Below are 24,622 nucleotides of genomic sequence, written 5' to 3'. Positions count from 1 at the left end.
CTTCCGCGTAACCCTTGGTTCCATCGATCAGTATGTTCGTATCGAAAAGAACTAAGCCGGCCATTCGGACCTCAGTTGCCGCTGATATTCCAGGCCATCGGCTGGAATATCGGCACGGTTCGTCCATATGCCGGCTATCTTTTCCAGCGCCGCGCGACGGCGTGCCCGTCGCGCCTCGATCGTGTCGTCCACGACGGGTTCGTGCGGCAAGCTGGTAGCCAGGGTGTGATGATCGCCGTGTGTATGTTTCAGTGTCGCCATAACAGACCTCTCCACATCAAAAGACCTGATATCAGTGTAGCGCATCCGACGTGTTGGTGAAAAAAGAAATGCCCCCAGCGCGTGAGCGGTGGGGGCATCCCGGCGCGGCTGCGGGGCCGCAGCGCTGAGGATTATTTCAGGTGGTCGGAAATGAGCTTGGTCATTTCAAACATCGAAACTTGGGCTTTGCCACCGAACACAGCTTTGAGCTTGTCGTCGGCATTGATCATGCGGCGGTTGGCCGGATCTTGCAGGTCCAGCTTTTTGATGTAATCCCAGACTTTTTTGGTCACTTCGGTACGCGGCAGCGGTGCTTCGCCTACCACGGCTGCCAGCGATGCCGACGGGGTCAGCGCCTTCATGAAGGCGGCGTTCGGTTTGCGCGGTGCGGCAGGGGCGGCGGCTTTTTTCGCTGCTGGCTTGTCGGCTGATTTAGCTGCTGGCTTGTCTGCTTTTGCGGCGGCTGCTTTTGGTGCGGCTGCTTTTTTGGCAGGGGCCGGTTTGTCGGCTGCGGCTGCGGCCGGGGCCTTCTTAGCGGGTGCTGCTGGGGTTTTTTTGGCTGTTGCCATATTCGAGCCTCCTTAACGAACACATGGAAAATTGCGCAATTGATCGCACCGGCTAATATTGGTGGGGATTTAGGCCTTATGCAAGTGTTTTTCGCGTTTTGGCTTGGAAACACCACGTAATTGTGTGGCTATGCGCGCCAGTGCACCCCGGAGGGGCATGCACTGGGGTTTTTCCCTGTATTGGCGCGGTTTTCAGCGGGTTTGCCGCACGCTTAGCGCATGCCCGGCATCATGCCTTTCATCGAGCGCATCATCTTCGCCATGCCGCCGCCGGACAGCTTTTTCATCATGGTTTGCATCTGCTCGAACTGGTTGAGCATGCGGTTGACTTCCTGTACCTGCACGCCCGCGCCGGCCGCGATGCGGCGCTTGCGGGTGGCCTTGATCAGTTCCGGCTTGGCGCGTTCCTGCGGCGTCATCGAATCGATGATGCCGACCATGCGCCGCACCTGCTTGTCGGCTTGCCCCATGTTGGCGTTGCCAGCCGCCTGCTGGAACTGTGCCGGCAGTTTATCGACCAGGCTGGCCATGCCGCCCATTTTTTTCATCTGGCCCAGCTGCGCCTTGAAGTCGTTCATGTCGAACTTGGCGCCGCTCTTCATCTTGTTGGCCAGGTCGGCGGCGGCCTTGCTGTCCACGCCTTTGCGGGCTTCTTCCACCAGCGCCATGATGTCGCCCATGCCCAGCACGCGGCTGGCCATGCGGGCCGGGTCGAATGCTTCGAGGCCGTCGAGCTTTTCCGACACGCCGGCAAACTTGATCGGCTTGCCGGTGATATGGCGCACCGACAGCGCCGCACCGCCGCGCGAATCGCCATCGAGCTTGGTCAGCACGATACCGGTCAGCGGCAGCGCGTCGTTGAAGGCCTTGGCGGTGTTGATCGCATCCTGGCCCAGCATGGCATCGACCACGAACAGGGTTTCGATCGGCTTGACCGCGCTGTGCACGGCAGCGATCTCTTTCATCATTTCTTCATCGATACCGAGACGGCCGGCGGTGTCGATGATCAGCACGTCGTGGTAGTGCTTTTTGGCCCAGTCCAGCGCGGCCAGCGCGATATCGACCGGCTTGTCCTGCGCGGTGGACGGGAAGAAGTCGGCGCCCACTTGCGCGGTGACCGATTGCAGCTGGGCGATCGCGGCGGGACGATAGACGTCTGCCGACACGGTCAGCACTTTCTTTTTCTTCTCTTCCTTCAGGTACTTGGCCAGTTTGCCGACGGTGGTGGTCTTACCCACACCTTGCAGACCGGCCATCAGGATGATGGCGGGTGGCTGCTGGGCAAAACTCAGCTGGGTCGCTTCGGGACCGAGGTCGGCACCCATCAGGCTGGCCAGCTCGCGCTGCACCACGCCGACCAGCGCCTGGCCTGGCGACAGCGAGGAAATGACTTCCTCGCCCATGGCTTTTTCCTTGACGCGGGCGATGAACTCGCGCACCGCTGGCAGCGCAACATCGGCCTCCAGCAGCGCCATGCGCACTTCGCGCAGCATCTCGGCAGTGTTGGCCTCGGTCAGACGCGCCTCGCCGCGCATGGTTTTGACCACCTTGGCAAGGCGTTGGGTAAGATTATCTAGCATGATGAACCTGTGGAAGCGGTGATAGGGCAGGGTCCGGACGGACAATGGCCGTCATTTTACCTCAGGATGCGCGGCAAACGACCGTGCAAGGATTGCATCAAAGCACCATCAACGCTACAATGAGAATAATTCTTATTTACATATCGGCGCCGTCGCGTTGATGCCCGGCCTGTCCCTTCCGTCCCTCCGCCAGCCCCTTTGCAGCCAGCTTCCGCGACCGATTCCGGCCAGGCATGGTTCTGCGCATTGCCGCTCATGTTCCGTTCTCGAGGAGTCCTGATGCACTTTCGTTTCCCCCGCTCGACCGGCGCCCGTCTCGGCACCGTCGCCACCTTGCTGGCCGTGGCCGTCGGCGCCGCGCTGTGGCATACCCGCAAGCCGGCCGTCGTGTATGAAACCGCGCCCGTCAAGCGCGCCAGCATCGAGGCCAGCGTGACTGCCATCGGTACCTTGCAGCCGCAGCGCTATGTCGATGTGGGGGCCCAGGTGTCGGGCCAGATCACGCGCCTGCACGTGGCGCCGGGCAGCGCGGTCAAGCACGGCGAGCTGCTGGCCGAGATCGATCCCAGCGTGCAGCAGGCCACTGTCGATGCCGGCCGCGCCGCGCTGGCGGGACTGCGCGCGCAACTGGCCGAGCAGCAGGCCCAGCACCGCCTGGCCGGCCGCCAGCACGCGCGCCAGCAGGTGATGGCCGTGCACGAGGCGACGTCGGTCAACGACCAGGAGGTCGCGCAGGCCACGCTGGAGTCGGCGGTGGCCCGCATCGCCAGCCTGAAGGCGCAGATCGACCAGACCCAGGCCACGCTGAAAGCCGACGAAGCGCGCCTCGGTTACACCCGCATCTACGCGCCGATGGCCGGCACCGTGGTCAGCGTCGATGCGAAAGAGGGCCAGACCCTGAACGCAACGTACCAGACGCCGAACATCCTGCGCATTGCCGACCTGTCGGCAATGACGGTGTGGACCGAGGTGTCGGAGGCCGATGTGCGCCGCGTGCGGCCCGAGATGCCGGTGTACTTCACCACCCTGGGCGGCGACGCCCGCCGCTGGCGCGGCAAGGTGCGGCAGGTGCTGCCCGCGCCGGCGGTGGCCGGGGGCGTGGCTGCCGGCACCGCGCTGGCGCCCTCCACCAGCAAGGTGATCCTGTATACAGTGCTGTTCGAAGTCGATAACGCCGACGGCGAACTGATGCCGCAGATGACCGCGCAGGTGGTATTCGTCACGGCGGCCGCCAGCGATGTACTGGCCGCGCCGCTGCCGGCGCTCAAACCGGTGACCGGCGACGGCGCCAAGCCGGGGCTTTATACGGCGCGCGTGCTGGCGGGTGATGGCGCCGTGCAAACGCGCGAGGTCCGCGTGGGCGTGCGCAACCGCCTCGCCGCCGAAGTGCTCGAGGGCCTGCGCGAGGGCGAACTGCTGGTCACCGGCGAGCAGGTGGCCGAAGGCGCCAGCAGGTTCCAGTTATGAGCGCTGTACTGGCGCCGGTGGCGGACGACGTGCTGATCCGCCTGCGCGGCATCCGCAAGCAATATGGCGGCGGTGATGCCGGTCAAGGCGGGCCGCCGCCGGTGGAAGTGCTGCGCGGCGTCGATCTCGACATCCATGCCGGCGAATTCGTCGCCATCGTCGGCGCGTCCGGCTCCGGCAAATCGACGCTGATGAACATGCTCGGCTGCCTCGATCGCCCCACCGCAGGCACGTACGCATTCGGCGGCCAGGACGTGGCCGGCATGAACGCGGACGAACTGGCGTGGTTGCGGCGCGAGGCGTTCGGCTTCGTGTTCCAGGGTTATCACCTGATCGCCACCGAGTCGGCACGCGAGAACGTCGAGGTGCCGGCGCTGTACGCAGGCATGCCGGCCGACCAGCGCCACGCGCGCGCCACCGCGCTGCTCGAACGCCTGGGCCTGCAAGGCCGGTTCGACAACCGTCCGAACCAGCTATCGGGCGGCCAGCAGCAGCGCGTGTCGATCGCGCGCGCGCTGATGAACGGCGGGCGCATCATCCTGGCCGACGAACCGACCGGTGCGCTCGACAGCAGGAGCGGCGCCGAGGTGATGGCGCTGCTGGGCGAACTGGCCGACGCCGGCCACACCATCATCCTGATCACCCACGACCGCAAGGTGGCGGCCCAGGCGCGCCGCGTGATCGAGATCAGCGATGGGCGCATCGTTTCTGATGACGGTACTGCTACCCAGATTGAATCTCCCGTCACGCTCCCCCCGCTCGACCTCTCCCGCGCCCGCCACGACAGCGGCGCGCCGCTGCTGGCCGAACTGGCCGACGCCGCCCGCGCCGCCTGGCGCGTGTTGTGGCTCAACCGCTTCCGCACCGGTCTGACCTTGCTCGGCATCGTCATCGGTGTGGCATCGGTGATCGTGATGCTGGCCATCGGCCTCGGCACGCGCCAGCAGGTGATGGCGCAACTGGGCGCCTTCGGCTCCAACCTCCTGTATATGGCGTCGCGTGGCGAGAGTTCGCGCATTCCGGGGCGCAGCATCACCCTGGGCGACCTCGAAGCGCTGGCCGACGTGCCGGGCATTTCGCACGTGCTGCCCAATGTTACCGGCAACAAGGTGATCCGCCACGGCAACCTCGACGTGCAGACCTATGTACGCGGCACCGGCGCCGCGCTGCCGCGCATCCAGACCTGGCCGGTGGCGCGCGGCGGCTTCTTTACCGACGAGGACGACCGCGAGATGGCGACGGTTGCGGTGCTGGGCGCGCGCCTGGCGCAGAAGCTGATGCCCGACGTCGCCAGCCCGGTGGGCGAGACCATCCTGATCGGCAACGTGCCGTTCCAGGTGATCGGCGTGATGAGCGCCAAGGGCGCGCTGACCGGCGAAAAGGACGAGGACGACGTGCTGCTGCTGCCGTTTTCCACGGCCGGCATCCGCGTGTTCGGCCAGCGCGAGCCCACCTACACGGTGCTGGCGGCGGCCGATGTCAGCCGCGTGGCCGAGGTGGAGGCAGCGGTGGACGCGGTGCTGTTCGAGCGCCACCGCATCCGCGACTACGGCATCAGCAACGCCGCTGCGTCGATCGCGGCGGAGGCGCGCACACAGGACAATATGACCATGATGCTGAGCCTGATCGCCGCAGTCTCGCTGGTGGTGGGCGGCATCGGCGTGATGAACGTGATGCTGATGACGGTGCGCGAGCGTACCCGCGAGATCGGCATCCGCATGGCGACCGGCGCGCGCCGGCGCGACATCCTGCGCCAGTTTTTGACCGAGGCGGTACTGGTCTCGGTGGTAGGCGGCGTGGCCGGCATCGTGGTGGGCGTGGCATTTGCCGGCCTGCTCCTCGTGTGGCAGGTGCCGGTGATCTTTTCGCTGTCGGCCATCGGCGGGGCGTTCGGCTGCGCCGTGGTGACAGGCCTGGTGTTCGGTTATATGCCGGCCCGCAAGGCGTCCGGGCTCGACCCGGTCGTGGCGCTGGCAGGCTGATCACTAAATTTCTCATTGACAAGATATTGGCAATGGCGCATCGTTCTATTTTTGACAATAAGGTGAGTGACCACATGGTTGACTTCAATAAACCGGCGGATCTGTTTGCGCCTGCACCGGCCGCCGCAACGCCGCCACAGTACCTGAAGTTCCACGCCAGCGGCAGCGAGTATTTCCGCATCTGGATCGTCAACCTGTTGCTCAGCATTGTTACCCTCGGCATCTATTCGGCCTGGGCCAAGGTGCGCCGCAACCAGTATTTCTACTCCAGCACCGAACTGGCCGGCAGCAGCTTCGAGTACCACGGCAATCCGATCGCGATTCTCAAGGGCCGCATCGTGGCCGCCGTGGTGGTGGGCGCTTACGCCTTTGCCGGCAAAGTTTCGCCGCTGCTGGCGGTCGTGATGTTCGTGGTGATGGCGGCCGTGATACCGTGGTTCATCTGGCGCAGCCTGCAATTCCAGCTGCATAACTCGGCCTGGCGCGGTATCCGTTTCCGCTTCGACGGCCAGCTGCGCGACGCCTACATCAACTGCCTGCTGCGCCCCTTGCTCAACATCGTCACGTTCGGCCTGGCCACGCCCTATATCTACCAGCGCCTGAAGGCCTGGCAGTTCAACGAAAGCCGCTTCGGCCAGGCGCGGTTTGCCACGCGCGCCAGCGTGGGCAGTTTTTACAAGCTGTTCGGCGCGTTCCTGCTGCTTGGTATCGTGGGCGGCATCGTCTTTGGCATGTTGTCGGCCTTCATGGTTGCCGGCAGCTTGGCCGGGCGTGATCCGAATGCCCTCAACCTTAACCTGAGCTTGGGTGGCATGATTACCGTCGCGGTGTTCTATTTGCTGATCCTGTCGCTGGCGCCGCTGCTGATCGCGCTGATCCAGAACCTGGTGTGGAACAACGCCAGCCTGGACCGGCACGAGTTCCGCTCCGAGGTGCGCACCGGCCGCATGCTGTTCATCATCGTCACCAATATCCTGGGCGTGATCTGCACGCTGGGCCTGTTCCTGCCGTTCGCCCAGGTGCGCATGATGCGCTACCGGATCGAATCGCTGATGATGATACCCGAGGGCAGCCTCGACGAATTCGTCGCCAGCGCCAGCGCCGATGTCAACGCCGCCGGCGAGGGCGTGTCCGACTTCATGGACTTCGACTTCTCACTGTGACCGGCATGGACACCCCGGCAGTCACCGGCCGTTACTTCGACGGCAAGACGTCGCGCCTGCATCGCGTGACCCTGACCGTGACCGACGGCATGGCGCACCTGGCCGGCGACGTCGAACGCAGCGCGCCGCTGGCCAGCCTGCGCGTGTCCGAACGGGCGCGCCACGCAGCGCGCAAGGTCAGTTTCGACGACGGCGCCTGGCTCGAAGTGGATGACCGCGCAGCGTTTGCCCAGCTGCTGGCCAACACCGGCCACCGCGACACCGGCGTGGTGCGCGCGCAGCAAAGCTGGCGTGGCGTGCTGCTGGCGCTGGGCGTCACGGTGGGCGTGGTGGTGGCGTCGTATGTGTATGTGCTGCCCGCTGCCGCGGTCTGGGTGGCAAACGCCTTGCCGGTCAAGGTGGAGCGCCAGATGGGGCAGGGCGTGCTGGAGATTCTCGACAAGCGCGCGCTGGGACCGAGCAAGCTGGCGGCCGCGCGCCAGGAGCAGTTGCGCCGGCAATTCGCGGCGTTGACCGCGCCCGAGCCGGACGCCCCGACCTGGAAGCTGGTGTTTCGCAGCAGCCGCATCGGCCCCAACGCGCTGGCCCTGCCATCGGGCGACATCGTCATGACCGACGAGCTGGTGAACCTGCTCAAGGACGACCAGGCCGTAATGGCCGTGCTGGCGCACGAACTGGGCCACCTGCACCGGCGCCACCTGACGCGCCGGCTGGTGCAAAGTTCGGCCGTGGCGGCGGCCACCTGGGTGATTTTCGGCGACATCTCGGCCATGCTGACGGCGCTGCCCACGGTGGCGCTGGACATGAAATACTCGCGCGACGCCGAGTCCGAGGCCGACGATTACGCGGTAGCCATGCTGCGCCGTAACGGCATCGACCCCGAGCACATGGCACAGGCGTTCGTCAAGCTGGGCGAGGAGAGCGGCGACAGGATGTCACCCTACCTGTCGAGCCACCCGGCCACCGGCGAGCGCATCGCGCGCATCCGCGCCGCCCGTTGAACAGTCCCATGCGTTGATCCGCCGCAAAGCCTGAATAATTGCCTCACGGTATATCTTACCGCTGGACAATTATCAGGAGAATCGGATGAACCTCAAAGCACTGGGCTGCCTGCTGGCCCTGGTATCCGTCTGTCACAGCGCGGGCGCGCAGCAGGTGGTCCGGCTCGGCAATCTCAAGCTCGCCCACTTCGGCGCCGTCTCGTACATCAAGGAAATCGCACCGCAGTGCGGCTTCAAGGTGGAGGAGCACGTGTTCGCCAAGGGCCTGGACGTGATGCAGGCCATCATCGCCGGCGAACTCGACGTGGGCACCACCGCGTCGGAAGCGGCCATCCTCGGCCGTGCCGGCGGTGCGCCGATTTTTGTCGTGGCCGGCTTTGCCCGGGGCGGCGCGCGGCTGGTGGGGCGCAGCGACCTGCAGCTCAAGAGCGTGCGCGACCTCAAGGGCAAGCGCGTGGGCGTGACGCGCGGCGCCATCCAGGACGTGCTGCTGCTGGCCGAATTGCACAAGCACGGCATGACCGCGTCCGACCAGCCGGGCAAGGACGTGCGGCTGGTGTTCCTCGCCTACGCCGACCTCAACCATGCACTGCTGGGCCGCAATATCGACGCCATGATGCAGTCCGAACCGCAGTCGTCGCAGGCGCTGAGCCAGGGTTTCGGCAGCGAAATCCTGAAACCCTACGACACCCCGATCGGCGAACCGGTGCGCACCATGGTGATGACCGAAAAGTTTTACACGCAACAGCGCCCGCTCGCTGAAAAATTCATGCGCTGCTTCGTGCAAGCCACCAAGACCTTCATCGAGCAGCCGGCCACCGCCGAAAAATACGTGCGCGAAGTCCTGTTCAAGGGCCAGTTGAGCAGTGCCGACTTTATCGATGCCATCGGCAATTCGCCGTTCAGCTACGACATCACGCCCGAGCACATCCAGGTCACTGCCGACACCATGCTCAAGACCGGCGTGGGCCGCCTGCGCAACGTGCCGACTGCCCACGACTGGGTGCGCACCGACCTGCTGTTGGCGGCCAAGAAAACCCTGGGTGTGAAATAGATGGCCGCCGCATCCTTCTCCTGGCAGCGCGCGGGCGCCGGCCTGGTCGGCGCCATCGTGCCGGCGCTGGTGATCGTGCTGTGGCAGGCCGCCACCGCGCTGGGCTGGGTCAATCCGCAGGTGCTGCCGTCGCCGCTGGCGGTGGTGGGCAAGTGGCTCGAGTACCTGCTGCCGCTGCAACCGTACCATGCCGCCGACGGCAGCTGGCTGGCCTGGGCCTGCTCGGGCGAGCTGATCGTCGATTCACTCGGCAGCCTGTACCGCGTGGCGGTGGGCTTCGCCATCGGCGCCGGCCTGGCGCTGCCGCTGGGCCTGGCCATGGGCGCCAATGCCCGCGCCTACCGCTGGTTCAACCCGATGGTGCAGCTGCTGCGGCCGATTCCGCCGATCGCCTACATTCCGCTGTCGATCCTGTGGTTCGGGCTCGGTAATCCGCCGGCCGTGTTCCTGATCGCGCTGGGGGCGTTCTTCCCGGTGCTGATGAACACCATCGCCGGCGTGCGCCAGGTCGATGGCATCTACCTGCGCGCCGCACGCAACCTCGGCGCCTCCGGCGCCACCCTGTTCGTGCGGGTGATCCTGCCTGCCGCCGTGCCATATATATTGTCCGGCGTGCGGATCGGCATCGGCACCGCCTTCATCGTGGTGATCGTCTCCGAGATGATCGCCGTGAACAACGGCCTCGGTTTCCGCATCCTCGAGGCGCGCGAGTACTTCTGGTCGGACAAGATCATCGCCGGCATGGTCACCATCGGCCTGCTGGGCCTGGCGATCGACGTGGCGATGAACCGGTTGAACAACCATCTGCTGCGCTGGCACCGCGGCCTGGAGCAGCAATGAATCCGCATATTCTGATAGACGGCGTCGGCAAGGTATTTCATACGGCCGGGCGCGACATGGTGGCGTTGCAGGGCATCGATCTCGCCATTCCGCAAGGGCAGTTCGTCTGTTTGCTGGGGCCTTCGGGCTGCGGCAAATCGACGTTACTCAATGCGGTGGCCGGCTTTGCGCCGCCCACCACCGGCACCATTACCGCCGGCGGCCGGCTGGTGACCGGCCCCGGTCCCGAGCGCGGCATGGTATTCCAGGAGTATGCGCTGTTCCCGTGGATGACGGTGGCCGACAATATCGGCTTCGGCCTGCGCATCCAGGGCAAGGGCGAAGCGGCCACAGCCGCCAAGGTGGATCAGCTGCTGGCCATGCTGGCGCTGGCCGATTTTCGCCACCGCTACCCGAAAGACCTGTCGGGCGGCATGCGCCAGCGGGTGGCAATCGCCCGCGTGCTGGCGCTCGATTCGCCGATCATGCTGATGGACGAGCCGTTCGGCGCGCTTGACGCGCTCACCCGCCGCAATTTGCAGGAGGAGCTGCTGCGGCTGTGGGCGGCGCTGAACAAGACCATCATCTTTGTCACCCACAGCATCGAGGAGGCGATCTACCTGGCCGACCGCATCGTGGTGATGACCTACCGCCCCGGCACCATCAAGCGCGACCTGCTGGTGGACCTGCCGCGCCTGCGTGATCCGGCCGATGCATCGTTCAACGCCCTCAAGCGCGAGCTGGGACAACTGGTGATGGAGGAACAACAACGCCACCACCACGACGAACTGCGGATGGCGGCGGTCGATTGAGGGGCTGCCGCCGATTGAGCGATAGTGTAAACTGGGTGCATGCAGACCTATTTGTTCATCGCAGCCATCGTGCTGTATCTCTTTTGCGCGGCCTTGCCGTCGCGCCGCGGCGCGCTGGTGTCGGCGGTGACCGTCGTGGCATGGCTGGTGCATGGCGCCGGGCTGTGGACCGACGTCGCTGCCGACGGCTCGCTGCGGCTCGGTTTTGCAGCCATGCTGTCGTCGGCGCTGTGGGTGTCGGTGGCCGCGTATTGGTTTGAGAACCGCAACTTCGGCCTCGACGGCCTGCGCCGGCTGGTCATGCCGGCTGCCGCGTTGACCGTCGCGCTGCAGGCGATCTACCCCGGCAACCTGATCGCGCTTGGCGACAAGACCCCGCTGTTCGGCTGGCACATCGCGGTCGCCACGCTGGCTTATAGTACGCTCACCATTGCCGCTTTCCACGCCGTGCTGATGGCGTTGCAGGAAGCGCGGCTGCACGCGGCCACCGACCGCAAGAGTTTCTTGTCGGGTGCGCTCGACCAGTTGCCGGCGCTGCTCACCATGGAAAAGCTGCTGTTCCGCATGATCGGCATCGGTTTTACCTTGCTCACGCTGACCGTATTGTCCGGCATCGTGTTTTCCGAACAACTGTTCGGGCAGGCGCTCAAGTGGGACCATAAATCGGCGTTTACCATGTTGTCGTGGCTGCTGTTCGCGGCGCTGCTGGCCGGGCGCCGCCTGCGCGGCTGGCGCGGCAAGACGGCGCTGAGTTTTACCCTGGCGGGGTTCGCCACCTTGCTGCTGGCGTATGTCGGCAGCCGTTTCGTGTTTGAAGTTGTACTGCATAAAGGATGGGCATGAGCCGCATTTTGTTTTGGGTGGGTTTGATTTGCCTGATCGTCTTCGCGATCCGCAGCAAGATTCGTAGCGCGCAAAAGCGCGCCGAACAACAAATGCGCGACGCGCAGCAGCGGCAGCAGGCGCCGGGCGGTCCTGCCGGGTATGCACCGCGCGGCGCGCAAAAGCCCGCCATCGAGGCTGAAACCATGCTCGAATGCGCGCACTGCGGCGTGTTCTTCCCGGCCGGCGAGGCCGTGCGCTTCGACGGCGCCATCTACTGCAGCAAGGCGCACGCCGCCCTGCCACCGAACTGACGCCATGGATCGCCTGCAAGCCCCTCCGGCTTTGCCAGGCGACTCCCATCCCACGCGCGCCACCTTCTGGCGCTCGCTGCAAACCCTCAACGCCACGCGCATCGTCATCGCGCTGGTGCTGCTGGTTTACCTGAGCTTTGACGGCCGCGGCCTGCGCGCCTCCGGCCACTACCTGTATTTGTGGATCTGCCTGGCCTACCTGGTGCTGGCGATCGGCTTTGCCTTGACGGCGGTGTACCTGCAGCGCCGCTTCCTGGTGCAGGTGCTCACGCAAATCGCCTGCGACCTGGCCATCATCTCTCTCTTATATGTGGACGGCGGCGGCTTGCGCAGCGGCCTGGCCATCTTGTACCTGTTTCCGCTGGCTGGCACGGCCATCCTGGCGCCGCTGGTGCTGGCGCTGTTCTGCACCGCGCTGGTCGCGCTGTTCATGCTGGGCGTGGGCGTGATCCAGGTACTGGAGATGGAGGGGGAACATGTGCTGCTGCAATCGGGCTTGTACGGCGCCGCATATTTTGCCGCCGTGCTGGGCGTGAACCGGATGGCGGCGCGGCTGATCGGCCAGGAGGAACTGGCGATCCGGCGCGGCGTGGAGATCGGCGTGCAGCAGGCGGTCAACCGGCTGGTGATGGCCAACGTGGCCGACGGCGTGCTGGTGGTCGATGCCGATGGCCGCATCTGGGCCGGCAATCCGGCCGCGCAGCACATGCTCGGTCTGACCGGGCCGGAGCTGTCGGCGTCGGATGACCATGCGCCGCTGGCGCTGGCCTACGCCGAATGGCGCGCCGATCCCGCGCTCGATACCGCCTTCATCACCCTGAAGCCGTATTTCAGCATCCGCCTCAAGGCGCGGTTTGCCGCCGTCGATCTCGGCGACGTCATCGCCGGTGGGCCCAATCTGGCGCGCAGCGTGATTTTTTTGCAGGAGGTGAGCGAGATCGAGGAGCGCGCCCAGCAGCTCAAACTGGCCTCGATGGGCCGGCTCACCGCCAGCATCGCCCACGAGGTGCGCAATCCGCTATCGGCCATCGGCCACGCCACCGCGCTGCTCGAAGAAGACATCGCCGATCCCGGCCAGCGCCGCCTGCTGCGCATCGTTGGCGACAACGTCAAACGGGTCAACCGCATTGTCGAGGACATCCTGCAACTGTCGCGTAAATCCCACGTCCAGTACGAGCCGCTGGCGCTGGGCAGCTTCCTGGAAGAGATGCGCGACGAATTCATCGAAACCCACGGCCTGGCCGAGGACCAGATTGCCGTGTCGGTTGCGCCCGGGACCACCGTGCATTTCGATCCGCTGCACCTGCGCGAGGTGATCGCCAACCTGGTCGGCAATGCCCTGCGCTACGCCAGCGGCGCGCCGGCGTCGGTGCGGCTGGACCTGGTGCGGCAGCCGAACTGGCTGGAATTGCACGTGCAGGATGATGGTCCCGGCATCAGCGGTGAGGTGCGCGCGCATCTGTTTGAACCGTTTTACACCACATCGAGCAAAGGAACCGGGCTGGGGCTGTATCTGGCGCGGGAAATGTGTTTGAATAATGAAGCGCGGCTCGATTATGAATACCGCTTCGATAGTGTTGGTATCGACGAGGGTATCGAAAACAGCCACGACAGTCATCGCGTCGATCGCCGGTCCGGCGGCCGCTTTGTCATCACTTTCGCACCACCGCAAAAGTAATCGAAAGGCTGTCCATGAGCGTGAGGTCCCCCCGCGTGCTCGTCGTCGATGATGAAGCCGACCTGCGCGAACTGCTGGAGCTGACCCTGGTAAAAATGGGGCTCGATGTCGACAGCGCCGCTACCGTGGCCGAGGCCCGCGCGCTGCTGGCCCGCCACCCCTATCAACTGGTACTGACCGACATGCGCCTGCCCGACGGCCTGGGGCTGGAACTGGTGCGCGACGTGGCCACCACATACAAGAACACGCCGATCGCGGTGGTCACCGCTTTCGGCAGTGCCGACAACGCGGTGGTCGCGCTCAAGGCCGGCGCGTTCGACTACATCGCCAAGCCGGTCGCCCTCGATCAGCTGCGCCTGCTGGTGCGTTCGGCGCTGCGGGTGCACGAGGCCGCGCCCGGTATGCCTGGCAATGGCCCGGCCGATGCCGCTGCCGATGCCGTGGACGGCCGGCTCAAGGGCGGATCGGCCGTGATGGCGGCGCTGCGCGCGCAGATCGGCCGGCTGGCGCGGTCGATGGCGCCGATCGCCATCCACGGCGAATCGGGCAGCGGCAAGGAGCTGGCGGCGCGCGAAATCCACGCCCGCAGCCCGCGCGCCGGCCAGCCTTTCATTGCAGTCAACTGCGGTGCGATCCCGGAGGCGCTGATGGAAGCCGAGTTTTTCGGCTACCGCAAGGGGGCGTTTACCGGCGCGGCCGACGACCGCGACGGCTTTTTCCAGGCCGCCAACGGCGGCACCCTGCTGCTCGACGAGGTGGCCGATCTGCCGCTGGCGATGCAGGTCAAGCTGCTGCGCGCGATCCAGGAGCGGCGCGTGCGCAAGATCGGCGCTACGTCGGAGGAGCCGGTCGATGTGCGCCTGATCAGCGCCACCCACAAGAACCTGGCGCGGTGCGTGGAGCAGGGTGCCTTTCGCCAGGACCTGTTCTATCGCCTGAACGTGATCGAACTGGCGGTGCCGCCGCTGCGCGAACGCCAGGGCGATCTGCCGGCGCTGGCCGACGCCATCCTCGAACGCCTCGGCGGCGGCGGCCACAAGGCGGCGCTGGGGCCGGGCGTGCTCGAAGCGCTGGCCGGCTACCGCTTTCCCGGCAATGTGCGCGAACTGGAAAACATCCTCGAGCGTGCGCTGGCGTTTGCCAACGACGGCGTGATCGAGGTGGCCGACCTGGCGCTCAAGGCCGGGCAGGGGAGCCAGGGTGGCGATGGCGTGGCGGCGGCCGCGTCGTCTGCCGCGTCGTCTGCCATATCGTCGCCCGCGCCGGCCGACTTGCCGGCCAGCCTGCCCGACTACCTGATCGCCATCGAGCGCGATATCATCTTGCGGGCACTGGTGCAGACGCAGTTCAACCGCACCCAGGCCGCGCAACTGCTGGGCATCAGCTTCCGCCAGTTGCGCTATCAAATGCAGAAACTCAATATCCAGGAACCTGAAGCATGAAACCTGTAGTCGCCGTCGATGCCGACGGCTGGTGGCCGGCGGCGGCGCGCTACGACAGCCCGTTCATCGACGCGCGGCCCGACCCCGAAGACATCACCCTGCTGGTCATCCACAACATCGGTTTGCCGGGCGGGCGCTCTGGCGGTCCGCAGGTGTCGGACCTGTTCACCGGCCGCCTCGATTATAATGTTGACCCTTCGCTGGCGGACCTGCGCGATCTGCGGGTGTCGAGCCACTTCTTTATCCGGCGCGACGGCCGCGTGGTGCAGTATGCCCCGGCCGGCGCGCGCGCCTGGCATGCCGGCATCTCGCTGTTCCGGGGGCGGGTAAAATGTAATGATTTTTCGATCGGTATCGAGCTCGAAGGCAATGACCACACCCCGTTCGAGGCGGCGCAATATGCGGCGCTGGCGGACCTGACCGGGGCGTTGCTGGCGCGGTATCCGGTTACCGATATACAAGGACACGAACACGTCGCGCCGGGCCGCAAAACCGACCCCGGCGCGTTTTTTGACTGGAAAAAATATGCCGAGAGCAGTCCGTCGTTAGTACTTGCTAACCCCGGACTGCGCGTAGTGAAAGGCCTCCTGTAAAGTCAATTGAAAAATTGCCTTTACCGCTAAAAAATACCCTTGCACGGGTACTTTGCGGCTACTACAATCAGTGCATGGAATTCGTTTAAACACTAGATGTAGTAGTTCTCAGGGCGCTGGTTCTTAACCTGTTGTACGGCACGGGGCCAGGGCAACATCCACTCAGCTCTATATTCCGCAACAATAAGCCAGCCTGGTTCGCCCGGCTGCAGGCTTTATTTTTGCCATTTTATTTATAAACATACATCGCGCAGCACGGCTGCACGCTGTTACCGGGGAGCTTCAATGCAATCTACTCAAGACAACACCTTCAATCCAGCGCTGGTCCCAGCAGCCGCTGCGAGCGCCGCCAGCAGCCCGTCCACGGCCGCCAGCGACCTCGGTGACTACCGCATCATCCGCCGTAACGGCGCGGTCGTCGCGTTTGAACCGTCGAAAATCGCGATCGCTGTGACCAAGGCCTTCCTGGCCGTCAACGGTGGCCAGGGCGCCGCTTCGGCCCGCATTCGCGAATTGGTAGAGCAGCTCACCGCCAGCGTGGTCTCGGCCCTGGTGCGCCGCCAGCCTTCGGGCGGCACTTTCCACATCGAAGACGTACAGGACCAGGTGGAACTGGCGCTGATGCGCTCGGGCGAGCATGACGTGGCCCGTGCCTACGTGCTGTACCGCGCCAAGCACATGGAAGAGCGCCGCCTGGCCAAGGAAGCGCAAGGTGGTTCTGCCGCCATCACCGCGCCGCAAATCCACGTGGTGGAAAACGGCGAGCGCAAGCCGCTGGAAATGAGCCGTGTGACCGGCCTGATCAACGCCGCCTGCATCGGCCTGGAAAAGCACGTCGATGCCGACGCCATCGTTGCCGAGACCCTGAAAAACCTGTACGACGGCGTGCCGGTGGAAGAGCTGCACAAATCCGCCATCCTGGCGGCGCGCGCGCTGATGGAAAAAGACCCGGCCTACTCGCAAGTGACGGCCCGCATCCTGCTGCACACCATCCGCAAGGAAGTCTTCGGCAAGGAAGTCGCGCAAGGCGCGGCCGCTGCCGAGTACATCACGTACTTCCCGCAATACATCGCCAACGGCATCAAGAACGAACTGCTCGACGCCAAGCTGGCCGAGTTCGACCTCGAGCGCCTGGCCAAGGCGCTGGTTGCCGACCGCGACCTGCAATTCGGCTACATCGGCCTGCAAACCCTGTACGACCGCTACTTCCTGCACGTGCGCGACGTGCGCATCGAAATGCCGCAGGCGTTCTACATGCGCGTGGCCATGGGCCTGTCGCTCAACGAACAGGACCGCGAAGCGCGCGCCATCGAGTTCTACCACCTGCTGTCGTCGTTCGACTTCATGTCGTCGACTCCAACCCTGTTCAACTCGGGCACCCTGCGCTCGCAGCTGTCGTCGTGCTATCTGACCACCGTGTCGGACGACCTGGAAGGCATCTACGACGCCATCAAGGAAAACGCATTGCTGGCCAAGTTCGCCGGCGGCCTCGGTAACGACTGGACGCCAGTGCGCGCCCTGGGCGCCCACATCAAGGGCACCAACGGCAAGTCGCAAGGCGTGGTGCCGTTCCTCAAAGTGGTCAACGACACCGCCGTGGCGGTCAACCAGGGCGGCAAGCGCAAGGGCGCGGTCTGCGCCTACCTGGAAACCTGGCACATGGACATCGAAGAGTTCCTGGACCTGCGTAAAAACACCGGCGACGACCGCCGCCGCACCCACGACATGAACACGGCCAACTGGATTCCCGACCTGTTCATGAAGCGCGTGATGGAGAAGGGCGACTGGACCCTGTTCTCGCCATCGGACACCCCGGACCTGCACGACCTGGTCGGCAAGGCCTTCGAAAAAGCGTACGTTGCGTACGAAGCCCGTGCTGCTGCCGGCGAGATCCGCGTATTCAAGAAAATCGCTGCGCTCGACCTGTGGCGCAAGATGCTGTCGATGCTGTTCGAAACCGGCCACCCATGGATCACGTTCAAAGACCCATGCAACATCCGTTCGCCGCAGTCGCACGTGGGCATGGTCCACAGCTCGAACCTGTGCACCGAGATCACCCTGAACACCGGTCCTGACGAAATCGCCGTCTGCAATCTCGGTTCGGTCAACCTGCCGGCGCACATGAAGGAAGGCAAGCTCGATCACGTCAAGCTGCAAAAAACCATCCGCACCGCGATGCGCATGCTCGACAACGTCATCGATATCAACTACTACGCCGTCGAAAAAGCACGCAACGCCAATATGCGCCACCGTCCGGTGGGCATGGGTGTGATGGGCTTCCAGGACTGCCTGCACATGATGCGCGTGCCGTTCGCCTCGCAAGAGTGCGTGAACTTTGCCGATACCTCGATGGAAGCGGTGTGCTACTACGCCTACCTGGCCTCGACCGAACTGGCCGAAGAGCGTGGCCACTACGCGTCGTACAAAGGTTCGCTGTGGGACCGTGGCATCCTGCCGCAAGACTCGATCAAGCTGCTGGCCGAAGAGCGCGGCGGCTACCTCGAGCAGGACCTGTCGTCGGCCATGGACTGGACCCCGGTGCGCGAACGCATCGCCAAGTTCGGCATGCGCAACTCGAACTGCGTGGCGATCGCGCCGACGGCCACCATCTCGAACATCATCGGCGTGTCGGCCTGTATCGAACCGACCTTCCAGAACCTGTACGTGAAATCGAACCTGTCGGGCGAGTTCACCGAGATCAACGGCTACCTGGTGCGCGACCTGAAAGCCCGCGACCTGTGGGACGAAGTCATGATCGCCGACCTGAAATACTTCGACGGCTCGCTGACCAAGATCGACCGCATCCCGGACGACCTGCGCGACATCTACGCTACCGCGTTTGAAGTCTCGCCGAGCTGGCTGGTGGAAGCGGCTTCGCGTCGCCAGAAATGGATCGACCAGGCCCAGTCGCTGAACATCTACATGGCTGGCGCGTCCGGTAAAAAGCTGGACGAGACCTACAAGCTGGCCTGGCTGCGCGGCCTGAAAACCACGTACTACCTGCGCACCACCTCGGCCACCCATACCGAGAAATCGACCTCCAAGACCGGCGCCCTGAACGCCGTGGCAGTCGATGGCGGCATGTCGGCCAGCGCCAAGGCTGCGGCGCCGGTCGCTCCGGTAGCGGCTGCTGCCCCGGTAGCCGCCGCGGCAGTTGCCGCATCCGCGGAGGAAGACGGCGAAGCCTGCTACCTGCGTCCCGGCGACGATGGTTTCGAGGAATGCGAAGCCTGCCAATAATCCGCCACGGTGCAGTGGGCGCGTTTTGAACACCGCCCGGCACCTTTAGCTTGAGCGCCGTCGTCCTCCCTTGCGGGGACGACGGCTTTGCCGTCCCGGGCTGCCGGGACCACATATATATAGAAGGAATCCATTATGTCGCTCTCCTGGGACGAAGACACCGCACCGGCCGCACCTGCCGCCATCAACCCTGCCGCGCTGGAAGGCGAGGGCACCACCGCCGAGCAAGTGGCGCGCCGCGTCAATGCCGACGACAAGCGCATCATCAACGGCAAAACCGACGTCAACCAGCTGGTACCGTTCAAGTACAAGTGGGCGTGGGACAAATACCTGGCCGGCTGCGCCAACCACTGGATGCCGCAGGAAGTGAACATGCAGCGCGATATCGAGCTGTGGAAGAATCCGAACGGCCTGACCGACGACGAGCGTCGCCTGGTCAAGCGCAACCTCGGCTTTTTTGTTACCGCCGACTCGCTGGCCGCCAACAACATCGTGCTGGGCACCTACCGCCACATCACCGCGCCCGAGTGCCGCCAGTACCTGCTGCGCCAGGCGTTCGAGGAAGCGATCCACACCCACGCTTACCAGTACATCGTGGAGTCGCTGGGCCTGGACGAAGCCGAAATCTTCAACGCCTACAACGAAGTCAAATCGATCCGCGACAAGGATGAATTCCTGATCCCGTTCATCGACACGCTGACCGACCCGGCCTTCACCACCGGCACCGTGGAAAGCGACCAGAAACTGCTCAAGTCCCTGATCGTGTTCGCCTGCCTGATGGAAGGCCTGTTCTTCTATGTGGGCTTCACCCAGATCCTGGCGCTGGGCCGCCAGAACAAGATGATGGGCGCCGCCGAGCAGTACCAGTACATCCTGCGCGACGAATCGATGCACTGCAACTTCGGCATCGACCTGATCAACACCATCAAGATGGAAAATCCGCTGCTGTGGACTCCAGCCTTCAAGGAAGAGATCAAGCAGCTGTTCCTGCAGGCCGTGGACCTCGAATACGCGTACGCCGAAGACACCATGCCACGCGGCGTGCTCGGTCTGAACGCGACCATGTTCAAAGGCTACCTGCGCTTCATCGCCAACCGCCGCGCCACCCAGATCGGCCTCGAGACGCTGTTCGACCAGGAAGAAAATCCGTTCCCGTGGATGAGCGAGATGATCGACCTGAAAAAAGAGCGCAACTTCTTCGAGACGCGCGTGATCGAATACCAGACCGGCGGCGCGCTGAACTGGGATTGATGGTGTGACCGGATGTGATCGTTGACCAAGGGGAGGGCAAAGAAATTTGCCCTCCCTTTTTTCTTAGCGAAGCCGGTCGCGATTGGCCAGGATGGCGCGCGTGATGGCTTTCACTGTCGCGGCCCGGATGGGCGCATTGCTGGCCAATTGTGCGAACAGGCCAGCGCGCGTCACCATCGCGGCGATGATATCGCGCGCCCGTCGTTCGGGCAGGGCTGCATCCGTGGCCAGGCGCAGCAGGTCGTCCAGCGCGGGCGCCGCGCCTTCGCCCATGACTGCCATCTGGTGTCCGCCGCCAGGGCCGGAGTGGAAGCCGATGTCGTAGCATGGCGATAGCTGGAAGCTGCCGTCCCGCTCCATTCGATAGGAGAAATTTTTGGCGTGATCGTCGCGGTTATTAAACAGCACGTTGAACACGCAACGTTCGAACGCCGCCTCGACCTGGCGTTCGTCGCGGGTGACGAGCCGGGTAGCACGCAGGAAGGTGCTGTAGTCGAGTGATGGCAGCCGGAAGTCGGCATGCAGCAGGCCAGCGAGCGTATGCACCGGTACCCGCATCCCGGCGTCCCGGTCGAAGCGCTGTACCCCGAACGCTGCCAGGCGCCGGTCCAGGTCGAAGTGACGCGTGGCAGGCATCGGCAGGCCACAGGCCCGTGCCAGTTCGGCATACACATGCTCGATTGCGCACACCTCCTTGTGTTCACCCTGCGCCGGGAACTTCACCATCCACGGTTGTCCCCAACCCGGATCGTCGCGGGTGGTGGCGGCGCCGCTGGCGGGATCGAGGCGCAGCAGCACCTTCGGGCGCGATCCATGCGGTGAGCCGCCCAGCATGCTCAGTTGTCTGAGCAGGACGTTATCCCTGCCCTGCAGGACCGTCTGCATTGCTTTCGCCATGTCGAGTAGCGAGAGATCGTCAGGCGACAGTTCCATCGGGTCGGGTGGCACATAACCAAGCGCGCCCATGCCCCGGTCGCCGATAAAGGCCAGGCGATCAAGCGGCGAGATGCTATTGGGCGCGCGTCCCTGCTTGCGGAACAGACGGTCCATCAGCAGCATCCCCCAACCGTCGGGCAGCGAGTCGGCGATCAGGCCGGGCAAGTGGTGCTGGTGTGGCGGGAAACCGTGGAAGGCGCCCGGCCGCAGCGGCAGGTGGCGCGGCGAGAGTTCGATGCCGCGATGGAGTGCGACCGGCGAGTATTCGAACAAAATACCCAGACCGTTGTCGGCCAGCGTACCGAGGTGCCAGTCCTCGCCCCATCCCTTGTACATGACGGCGAGCCGCTTCATCTCGATGCCTTGCGCGGTGCGCGTTGGCGGTTGGCGCGTTCGGCCTTTTCCATGGCGGCGATAGACACCATCCGGATCAGGAAGATGTCACTCAACTCGTCGGACAGGCCGAGCGCGGCGACGACATGGATGAAGGATTCAAGTGTCGCCCTGCCGTGCTTCTCGAGGTTCTTGATGGTGCCTGCCGAGATGCCTGCGCGCTGCGCCAGTTCGATCTGCGACCATCCCTGCACCAGCCGGCGCGCGCGCAAACGTCGTCCCAACTCGACGCAAATCTCCGGCGTGGTCGCCAGCGTAAAGTCAAACATATTGCCTCCTATGCGGAAGACGAGCAGCTAATGGATAAGATATTACTCCTTAAACGGGACGACACTTTACGCGTCCGATAGCAGTACCCGGTGCATATGCCAAGCATCCATAGCATCGGCGTGCAGGCCGTCCCGATGATCGACGCAGCGATTGCGTCGCATCGAAGCGCACCAATGCCTGCAAGGGTTTTCGTCGCGGACCTTGAATCGCTTAACGCCGATTTACACGCTGCGAGCGCGCCGCGCGTACCTCCCAAACGCAGTGCCCATGCGGCGCACCGCTGCTTTGTGCTTGCCATTCGCCGGACTGTGTCTCATAATCGCGACGAATTTGAAAACGGTATGTGGCGATGGCGCGCAAGCGATGCGCAAGCGCTCCCGGATCAGGAAGAGGGTGGCGCGCGGCGCGTGCAGTGCGAGTCGGAATCGCAGACACCCAGGCGGAGACTGGTGCGCTTTGAAGCGAGCAAGTTTCGCGCGGCGCGGCAGGCGCGCTTCCCGGACTGGTCGAGCGCACGCGATGCGGTGCGACGATGCGGCGCGATGGAAGCGCCGCATGGCGCGTATGTGAAATGCCGAGCATATGAAGTAAAAAAGCCCGCGATTCGCTGCTGTGCTGGTTGCGCACCGATAAGGTTTTCGTGTACTTTACGAACATGAAAAAGCGTGTATGTAAACACTGACCGCGAGATGGAATACCGGGACATTGATTCACACCTATGCACAAGACCACACCGTTTTCGAACAGCCGTCTTGCCTGACCGGGTTCAGGCCGGGCGGTTTTTTGTTTGAATCGAAAGCGATGGTGGCTGCGACGAAGGTCATGGAGCTGAGGATACGCCCGACCTACCGCACACGTCGCAACAAGATTTTATGCTGTCCGCCGCGCCGCCCACGGACGGCGACCAGCTTGATGGCTGAAGCGCTGCACTCGTGAGGGGATGCAGCAGTTCAGCTAGTGCCGAATTCATTAGCGCAACCGACATCGTTTGCGCCGATGAATAATTCGCCTGGCCCAATCCGGGGTCGGACGGGTTTTAAATCTTGTATGTGAATTTTCCCATCCCCGATGAAGGAGAACTAGTTATGGCAACCGCCGCAAAAAAACCAGCAGCAAAAAAGCCGGCTACCAAAGCCGCCGCGACCACCACCACCGCAGCCAAAAAGCCTGTCGCCGCCAAAGCCGCAGCCGCCAAGCCGGCAGCCAAAGCCGCTGCTAAACCAGTAGCGAAAAAAGCTGTCGCCGCCAAACCGGCAGTGAAAGCTGCACCGAAGGCAGCCGCCAAGCCAGCCGCAAAAGCAGCACCGAAGGCAGCTCCTAAAGCAGCAGCCAAGGCAGCACCTAAGGCAGCAACTAAGGCAGCCGCCAAGCCAGCAGCGAAAGCCGCACCGAAGGCAGCACCCAAGGCAGCCGCCAAGCCAGTAGCGAAAAAAGCTGTCGCCGCCAAACCGGCAGCGAAAGCAGCTCCTAAAGCAGCCGCCAAGCCAGCAGCAAAAGCCGCTCCTAAAGCTGCACCTAAGGCCGCCGCCAAGCCGGTAGCGAAAAAGGCCGCCGCCAAGCCAGCAGCGAAAGCCGCTCCTAAAGCCGCAGCCAAGGCAGCCCCTAAAGCCGCAGCCAAAGCAGCTCCTAAAGCAGCCGCCAAAGCAGCTCCTAAAGCAGCCGCCAAAGCAGCTCCTAAAGCCGCAGCCAAGCCAGCAGCGAAAGCAGCACCGAAGGCAGCCGCCAAGCCAGCAGCAAAAGCAGCTCCTAAAGCAGCAGCCAAAGCAGCACCTAAAGCCGCAGCCAAGGCCACTCCTAAAGCAGCAGCGAAACCAGCCGCCAAGGCAGCTGCCAAGCCAGCAGCCAAAGCCGCACCTAAAGCAGCTGCCAAACCAGCAGCCGCCAAACCAGCAGTAAAAGCAGCAGCCAAACCGGCTGCAAAGGCCGCGGCTAAGCCAGCAGCAAAAAAGCCGGTTGAGGCTGCAGCGAAACCAGCTGCCAAGCCTGCCGCAAAAGCTGCCGCCAAGCCAGCTGCAGCGAAACCTGCTGCTGCCAAACCAGCAGCCGCAAAACCTGTAGCAGCAAAACCAGCCGCCAAGAAAGCCGCCGCTAAACCGGCAGCCGCCCCCGCGCCTGTTGCAGCTGCTCCAGCGCCAGCAGCCGCACCGGTAGCAGCAGCGCCGGCAGCAGTAGCAGCGGCACCAGCCGCCGCCGCTGCACCAGCAGTGAAAAAAGCAGCAGCGCCTAAAAAGCCTGCCGCGCCGAAGGAAGCTGCTGTCAAGCCAGCTGCCGCTCCGGCCGCTACGCCTGCACCTGCCGCCAAAACCGTGCTGGCACCAGCTGCTGCATGGCCTTTCCCAACCAGCACCCGTCCTTCGTAATCGAAGGCTTCTGCTGAGGCAATCGGGCCGCTGTGTGAGACAATCACACAGCGGCTTTTTTATTGGAGGGACTCCGTGCTTGTAACAATACTGAAGTTGATTGTCGATGCCATTGCGGTTCTGCTCGGTTCGGCATTACTGCTGCGTTTCTGGATGCAGGCGATCCGCGTGCGGCCACCGGCCCAGGTGGCGCAATTCACGTTCCAATTGTCGGACTGGCTGGTGCGCCCGCTGCGGCGCGTGGTGCCGGGCATGGGCGGCTACGATTGGGCCAGCCTGATCGGCGCCTTCCTGATCGTGCTGCTGGCCACCTGCGTGTTCTTCCTGGCGGGCTGGCCGGTGCAACTGGTGTTGCTGGTGGCGTTCGAGCGCTTCCTGTCGTGGATACTGTATGGCTTCATGGCGCTGCTGGTGATCGAGGTCATCTTTAGCTGGATCAATCCGCACGCGCCGCTGGCGCCGTTCATCCGCGCGCTCAACGAGCCGCTGCTGCGTCCGATCCGCAAGGTGGTGCCGCTGATCGGCAATCTCGATTTGTCGGTGCTGGTGGCGCTGATATTGCTCCAGATCGCGCAGTTGCTGCTGGGACTGGCCTTCAACGGCCGCTGACCCGAC

At 64.1% G+C, this 24,622-nt stretch carries 21 protein-coding genes; 16 read left to right on the top strand and 5 right to left on the bottom strand.

Features of this window, described 5'->3' with window-relative positions:
* Window positions 1–51: 51 nt before the first annotated feature.
* From SR858_RS22565 to ffh, 3 genes are all read right to left on the bottom strand, one after another.
* Window positions 52–261 (bottom strand): hypothetical protein, encoded by a 210-nt coding sequence (locus tag SR858_RS22565; RefSeq protein WP_019923151.1) that lies wholly within the window; start codon window positions 259–261, stop codon window positions 52–54.
* 131 nt (window positions 262–392) lie between these two features.
* The gene (locus SR858_RS22560) at window positions 393–830 is read right to left on the bottom strand and encodes an SWIB/MDM2 domain-containing protein (protein WP_019923150.1); all 438 of its coding nucleotides are present in this window, start codon (window positions 828–830) and stop codon (window positions 393–395) included.
* 212 nt (window positions 831–1,042) lie between these two features.
* Window positions 1,043–2,410, bottom strand: a complete 1,368-nt coding sequence (ffh, locus tag SR858_RS22555) for a signal recognition particle protein (RefSeq protein WP_026637523.1) — start codon at window positions 2,408–2,410, stop codon at window positions 1,043–1,045.
* A gap of 279 nt (window positions 2,411–2,689) precedes the next feature.
* On the opposite strand from ffh, the gene SR858_RS22550 reads away from it, so the two are divergent.
* From SR858_RS22550 to SR858_RS22485, 14 genes are all read left to right on the top strand, one after another.
* The gene (locus SR858_RS22550; protein WP_019923148.1) at window positions 2,690–3,877 is read left to right on the top strand and encodes an efflux RND transporter periplasmic adaptor subunit; all 1,188 of its coding nucleotides are present in this window, start codon (window positions 2,690–2,692) and stop codon (window positions 3,875–3,877) included.
* Window positions 3,874–5,859, top strand: a complete 1,986-nt coding sequence (locus tag SR858_RS22545; protein ID WP_019923147.1) for a MacB family efflux pump subunit — start codon at window positions 3,874–3,876, stop codon at window positions 5,857–5,859. The genes SR858_RS22550 and SR858_RS22545 overlap by 4 nt, the downstream gene beginning before the upstream one ends.
* A 74-nt stretch (window positions 5,860–5,933) precedes the next feature.
* Window positions 5,934–7,022, top strand: coding sequence for a YjgN family protein (locus SR858_RS22540; RefSeq protein WP_019923146.1), 1,089 nt, complete (start codon window positions 5,934–5,936; stop codon window positions 7,020–7,022).
* 5 nt (window positions 7,023–7,027) lie between these two features.
* Window positions 7,028–8,023 (top strand): M48 family metallopeptidase, encoded by a 996-nt coding sequence (locus SR858_RS22535; protein WP_026637521.1) that lies wholly within the window; start codon window positions 7,028–7,030, stop codon window positions 8,021–8,023.
* Window positions 8,024–8,108: 85 nt separating this feature from the next.
* Window positions 8,109–9,077, top strand: coding sequence for an ABC transporter substrate-binding protein (locus tag SR858_RS22530; RefSeq protein WP_019923144.1), 969 nt, complete (start codon window positions 8,109–8,111; stop codon window positions 9,075–9,077).
* Window positions 9,078–9,917 carry an ABC transporter permease gene (locus tag SR858_RS22525; RefSeq protein ID WP_019923143.1) on the top strand — a complete coding sequence of 280 codons (840 nt, stop codon included), beginning with the start codon at window positions 9,078–9,080 and terminating at the stop codon, window positions 9,915–9,917.
* Window positions 9,914–10,708, top strand: a complete 795-nt coding sequence (locus SR858_RS22520) for an ABC transporter ATP-binding protein (RefSeq protein ID WP_019923142.1) — start codon at window positions 9,914–9,916, stop codon at window positions 10,706–10,708. The genes SR858_RS22525 and SR858_RS22520 overlap by 4 nt, the downstream gene beginning before the upstream one ends.
* Before the next feature lie 39 nt (window positions 10,709–10,747).
* The gene (locus tag SR858_RS22515; RefSeq protein WP_019923141.1) at window positions 10,748–11,551 is read left to right on the top strand and encodes a cytochrome C assembly family protein; all 804 of its coding nucleotides are present in this window, start codon (window positions 10,748–10,750) and stop codon (window positions 11,549–11,551) included.
* A complete protein-coding gene (locus SR858_RS22510; protein WP_026637520.1) occupies window positions 11,548–11,844 on the top strand; it encodes a PP0621 family protein in 297 nt (98 codons plus the stop codon). Before SR858_RS22515 ends, SR858_RS22510 begins: the two co-directional genes overlap by 4 nt.
* Window positions 11,845–11,848: 4 nt before the next feature.
* The gene (locus SR858_RS22505; protein ID WP_019923139.1) at window positions 11,849–13,522 is read left to right on the top strand and encodes a sensor histidine kinase; all 1,674 of its coding nucleotides are present in this window, start codon (window positions 11,849–11,851) and stop codon (window positions 13,520–13,522) included.
* Window positions 13,523–13,536: 14 nt separating this feature from the next.
* The gene (locus SR858_RS22500; RefSeq protein ID WP_084670080.1) at window positions 13,537–14,964 is read left to right on the top strand and encodes a sigma-54-dependent transcriptional regulator; all 1,428 of its coding nucleotides are present in this window, start codon (window positions 13,537–13,539) and stop codon (window positions 14,962–14,964) included.
* Window positions 14,961–15,557 (top strand): 1,6-anhydro-N-acetylmuramyl-L-alanine amidase AmpD, encoded by a 597-nt coding sequence (gene ampD, locus SR858_RS22495; RefSeq protein ID WP_019923137.1) that lies wholly within the window; start codon window positions 14,961–14,963, stop codon window positions 15,555–15,557. The genes SR858_RS22500 and ampD overlap by 4 nt, the downstream gene beginning before the upstream one ends.
* Before the next feature lie 285 nt (window positions 15,558–15,842).
* Window positions 15,843–18,797: a ribonucleoside-diphosphate reductase subunit alpha gene (locus SR858_RS22490; RefSeq protein ID WP_019923136.1), complete on the top strand. Its 2,955-nt coding sequence runs from the start codon at window positions 15,843–15,845 to the stop codon at window positions 18,795–18,797.
* Window positions 18,798–18,932: 135 nt separating this feature from the next.
* Complete coding sequence (locus tag SR858_RS22485; RefSeq protein WP_019923135.1) at window positions 18,933–20,048, top strand: ribonucleotide-diphosphate reductase subunit beta; 1,116 nt, start codon at window positions 18,933–18,935, stop codon at window positions 20,046–20,048.
* Between the two features lie 63 nt (window positions 20,049–20,111).
* Here SR858_RS22485 and SR858_RS22480 read toward each other — a convergent pair whose 3' ends face one another.
* Entirely contained in the window at window positions 20,112–21,320 is a 1,209-nt protein-coding gene (locus SR858_RS22480) for a type II toxin-antitoxin system HipA family toxin (protein WP_322533984.1), read from the bottom strand.
* 14 nt (window positions 21,321–21,334) lie between these two features.
* A complete protein-coding gene (locus tag SR858_RS22475; RefSeq protein ID WP_019923133.1) occupies window positions 21,335–21,646 on the bottom strand; it encodes a helix-turn-helix domain-containing protein in 312 nt (103 codons plus the stop codon).
* 1,086 nt (window positions 21,647–22,732) lie between these two features.
* Between SR858_RS22475 and SR858_RS22470 the strand changes: the two genes are divergently transcribed.
* Both SR858_RS22470 and SR858_RS22465 read left to right on the top strand, forming a co-directional pair.
* Window positions 22,733–24,007: a hypothetical protein gene (locus SR858_RS22470; RefSeq protein WP_019923132.1), complete on the top strand. Its 1,275-nt coding sequence runs from the start codon at window positions 22,733–22,735 to the stop codon at window positions 24,005–24,007.
* Window positions 24,008–24,082: 75 nt separating this feature from the next.
* Complete coding sequence (locus SR858_RS22465; protein ID WP_322533982.1) at window positions 24,083–24,616, top strand: YggT family protein; 534 nt, start codon at window positions 24,083–24,085, stop codon at window positions 24,614–24,616.
* Window positions 24,617–24,622: the final 6 nt, after the last annotated feature.

The organism is Duganella zoogloeoides (genome assembly GCF_034479515.1).
GTDB classification, from domain to species: Bacteria; Pseudomonadota; Gammaproteobacteria; order Burkholderiales; family Burkholderiaceae_D; genus Rugamonas; species Rugamonas zoogloeoides.
This window is presented reverse-complemented; position numbering and strand designations above follow the sequence as displayed.

Excerpts from the sequence above, each read along its gene's own strand:
- SR858_RS22565 (WP_019923151.1), bottom strand. The coding sequence starts at position 261 with ATGGCGACACTGAAACATACACACGGCGATCATCACACCCTGGCTACC.
- SR858_RS22560 (WP_019923150.1), bottom strand. The coding sequence starts at position 830 with ATGGCAACAGCCAAAAAAACCCCAGCAGCACCCGCTAAGAAGGCCCCG.
- ffh (WP_026637523.1), bottom strand. The coding sequence starts at position 2,410 with ATGCTAGATAATCTTACCCAACGCCTTGCCAAGGTGGTCAAAACCATG.
- SR858_RS22550 (WP_019923148.1), top strand. The coding sequence starts at position 2,690 with ATGCACTTTCGTTTCCCCCGCTCGACCGGCGCCCGTCTCGGCACCGTC.
- SR858_RS22545 (WP_019923147.1), top strand. The coding sequence starts at position 3,874 with ATGAGCGCTGTACTGGCGCCGGTGGCGGACGACGTGCTGATCCGCCTG.
- SR858_RS22540 (WP_019923146.1), top strand. The coding sequence starts at position 5,934 with ATGGTTGACTTCAATAAACCGGCGGATCTGTTTGCGCCTGCACCGGCC.
- SR858_RS22535 (WP_026637521.1), top strand. The coding sequence starts at position 7,028 with ATGGACACCCCGGCAGTCACCGGCCGTTACTTCGACGGCAAGACGTCG.
- SR858_RS22530 (WP_019923144.1), top strand. The coding sequence starts at position 8,109 with ATGAACCTCAAAGCACTGGGCTGCCTGCTGGCCCTGGTATCCGTCTGT.
- SR858_RS22525 (WP_019923143.1), top strand. The coding sequence starts at position 9,078 with ATGGCCGCCGCATCCTTCTCCTGGCAGCGCGCGGGCGCCGGCCTGGTC.
- SR858_RS22520 (WP_019923142.1), top strand. The coding sequence starts at position 9,914 with ATGAATCCGCATATTCTGATAGACGGCGTCGGCAAGGTATTTCATACG.
- SR858_RS22515 (WP_019923141.1), top strand. The coding sequence starts at position 10,748 with ATGCAGACCTATTTGTTCATCGCAGCCATCGTGCTGTATCTCTTTTGC.
- SR858_RS22510 (WP_026637520.1), top strand. The coding sequence starts at position 11,548 with ATGAGCCGCATTTTGTTTTGGGTGGGTTTGATTTGCCTGATCGTCTTC.
- SR858_RS22505 (WP_019923139.1), top strand. The coding sequence starts at position 11,849 with ATGGATCGCCTGCAAGCCCCTCCGGCTTTGCCAGGCGACTCCCATCCC.
- SR858_RS22500 (WP_084670080.1), top strand. The coding sequence starts at position 13,537 with ATGAGCGTGAGGTCCCCCCGCGTGCTCGTCGTCGATGATGAAGCCGAC.
- ampD (WP_019923137.1), top strand. The coding sequence starts at position 14,961 with ATGAAACCTGTAGTCGCCGTCGATGCCGACGGCTGGTGGCCGGCGGCG.
- SR858_RS22490 (WP_019923136.1), top strand. The coding sequence starts at position 15,843 with ATGCAATCTACTCAAGACAACACCTTCAATCCAGCGCTGGTCCCAGCA.
- SR858_RS22485 (WP_019923135.1), top strand. The coding sequence starts at position 18,933 with ATGTCGCTCTCCTGGGACGAAGACACCGCACCGGCCGCACCTGCCGCC.
- SR858_RS22480 (WP_322533984.1), bottom strand. The coding sequence starts at position 21,320 with ATGTACAAGGGATGGGGCGAGGACTGGCACCTCGGTACGCTGGCCGAC.
- SR858_RS22475 (WP_019923133.1), bottom strand. The coding sequence starts at position 21,646 with ATGTTTGACTTTACGCTGGCGACCACGCCGGAGATTTGCGTCGAGTTG.
- SR858_RS22470 (WP_019923132.1), top strand. The coding sequence starts at position 22,733 with ATGGCAACCGCCGCAAAAAAACCAGCAGCAAAAAAGCCGGCTACCAAA.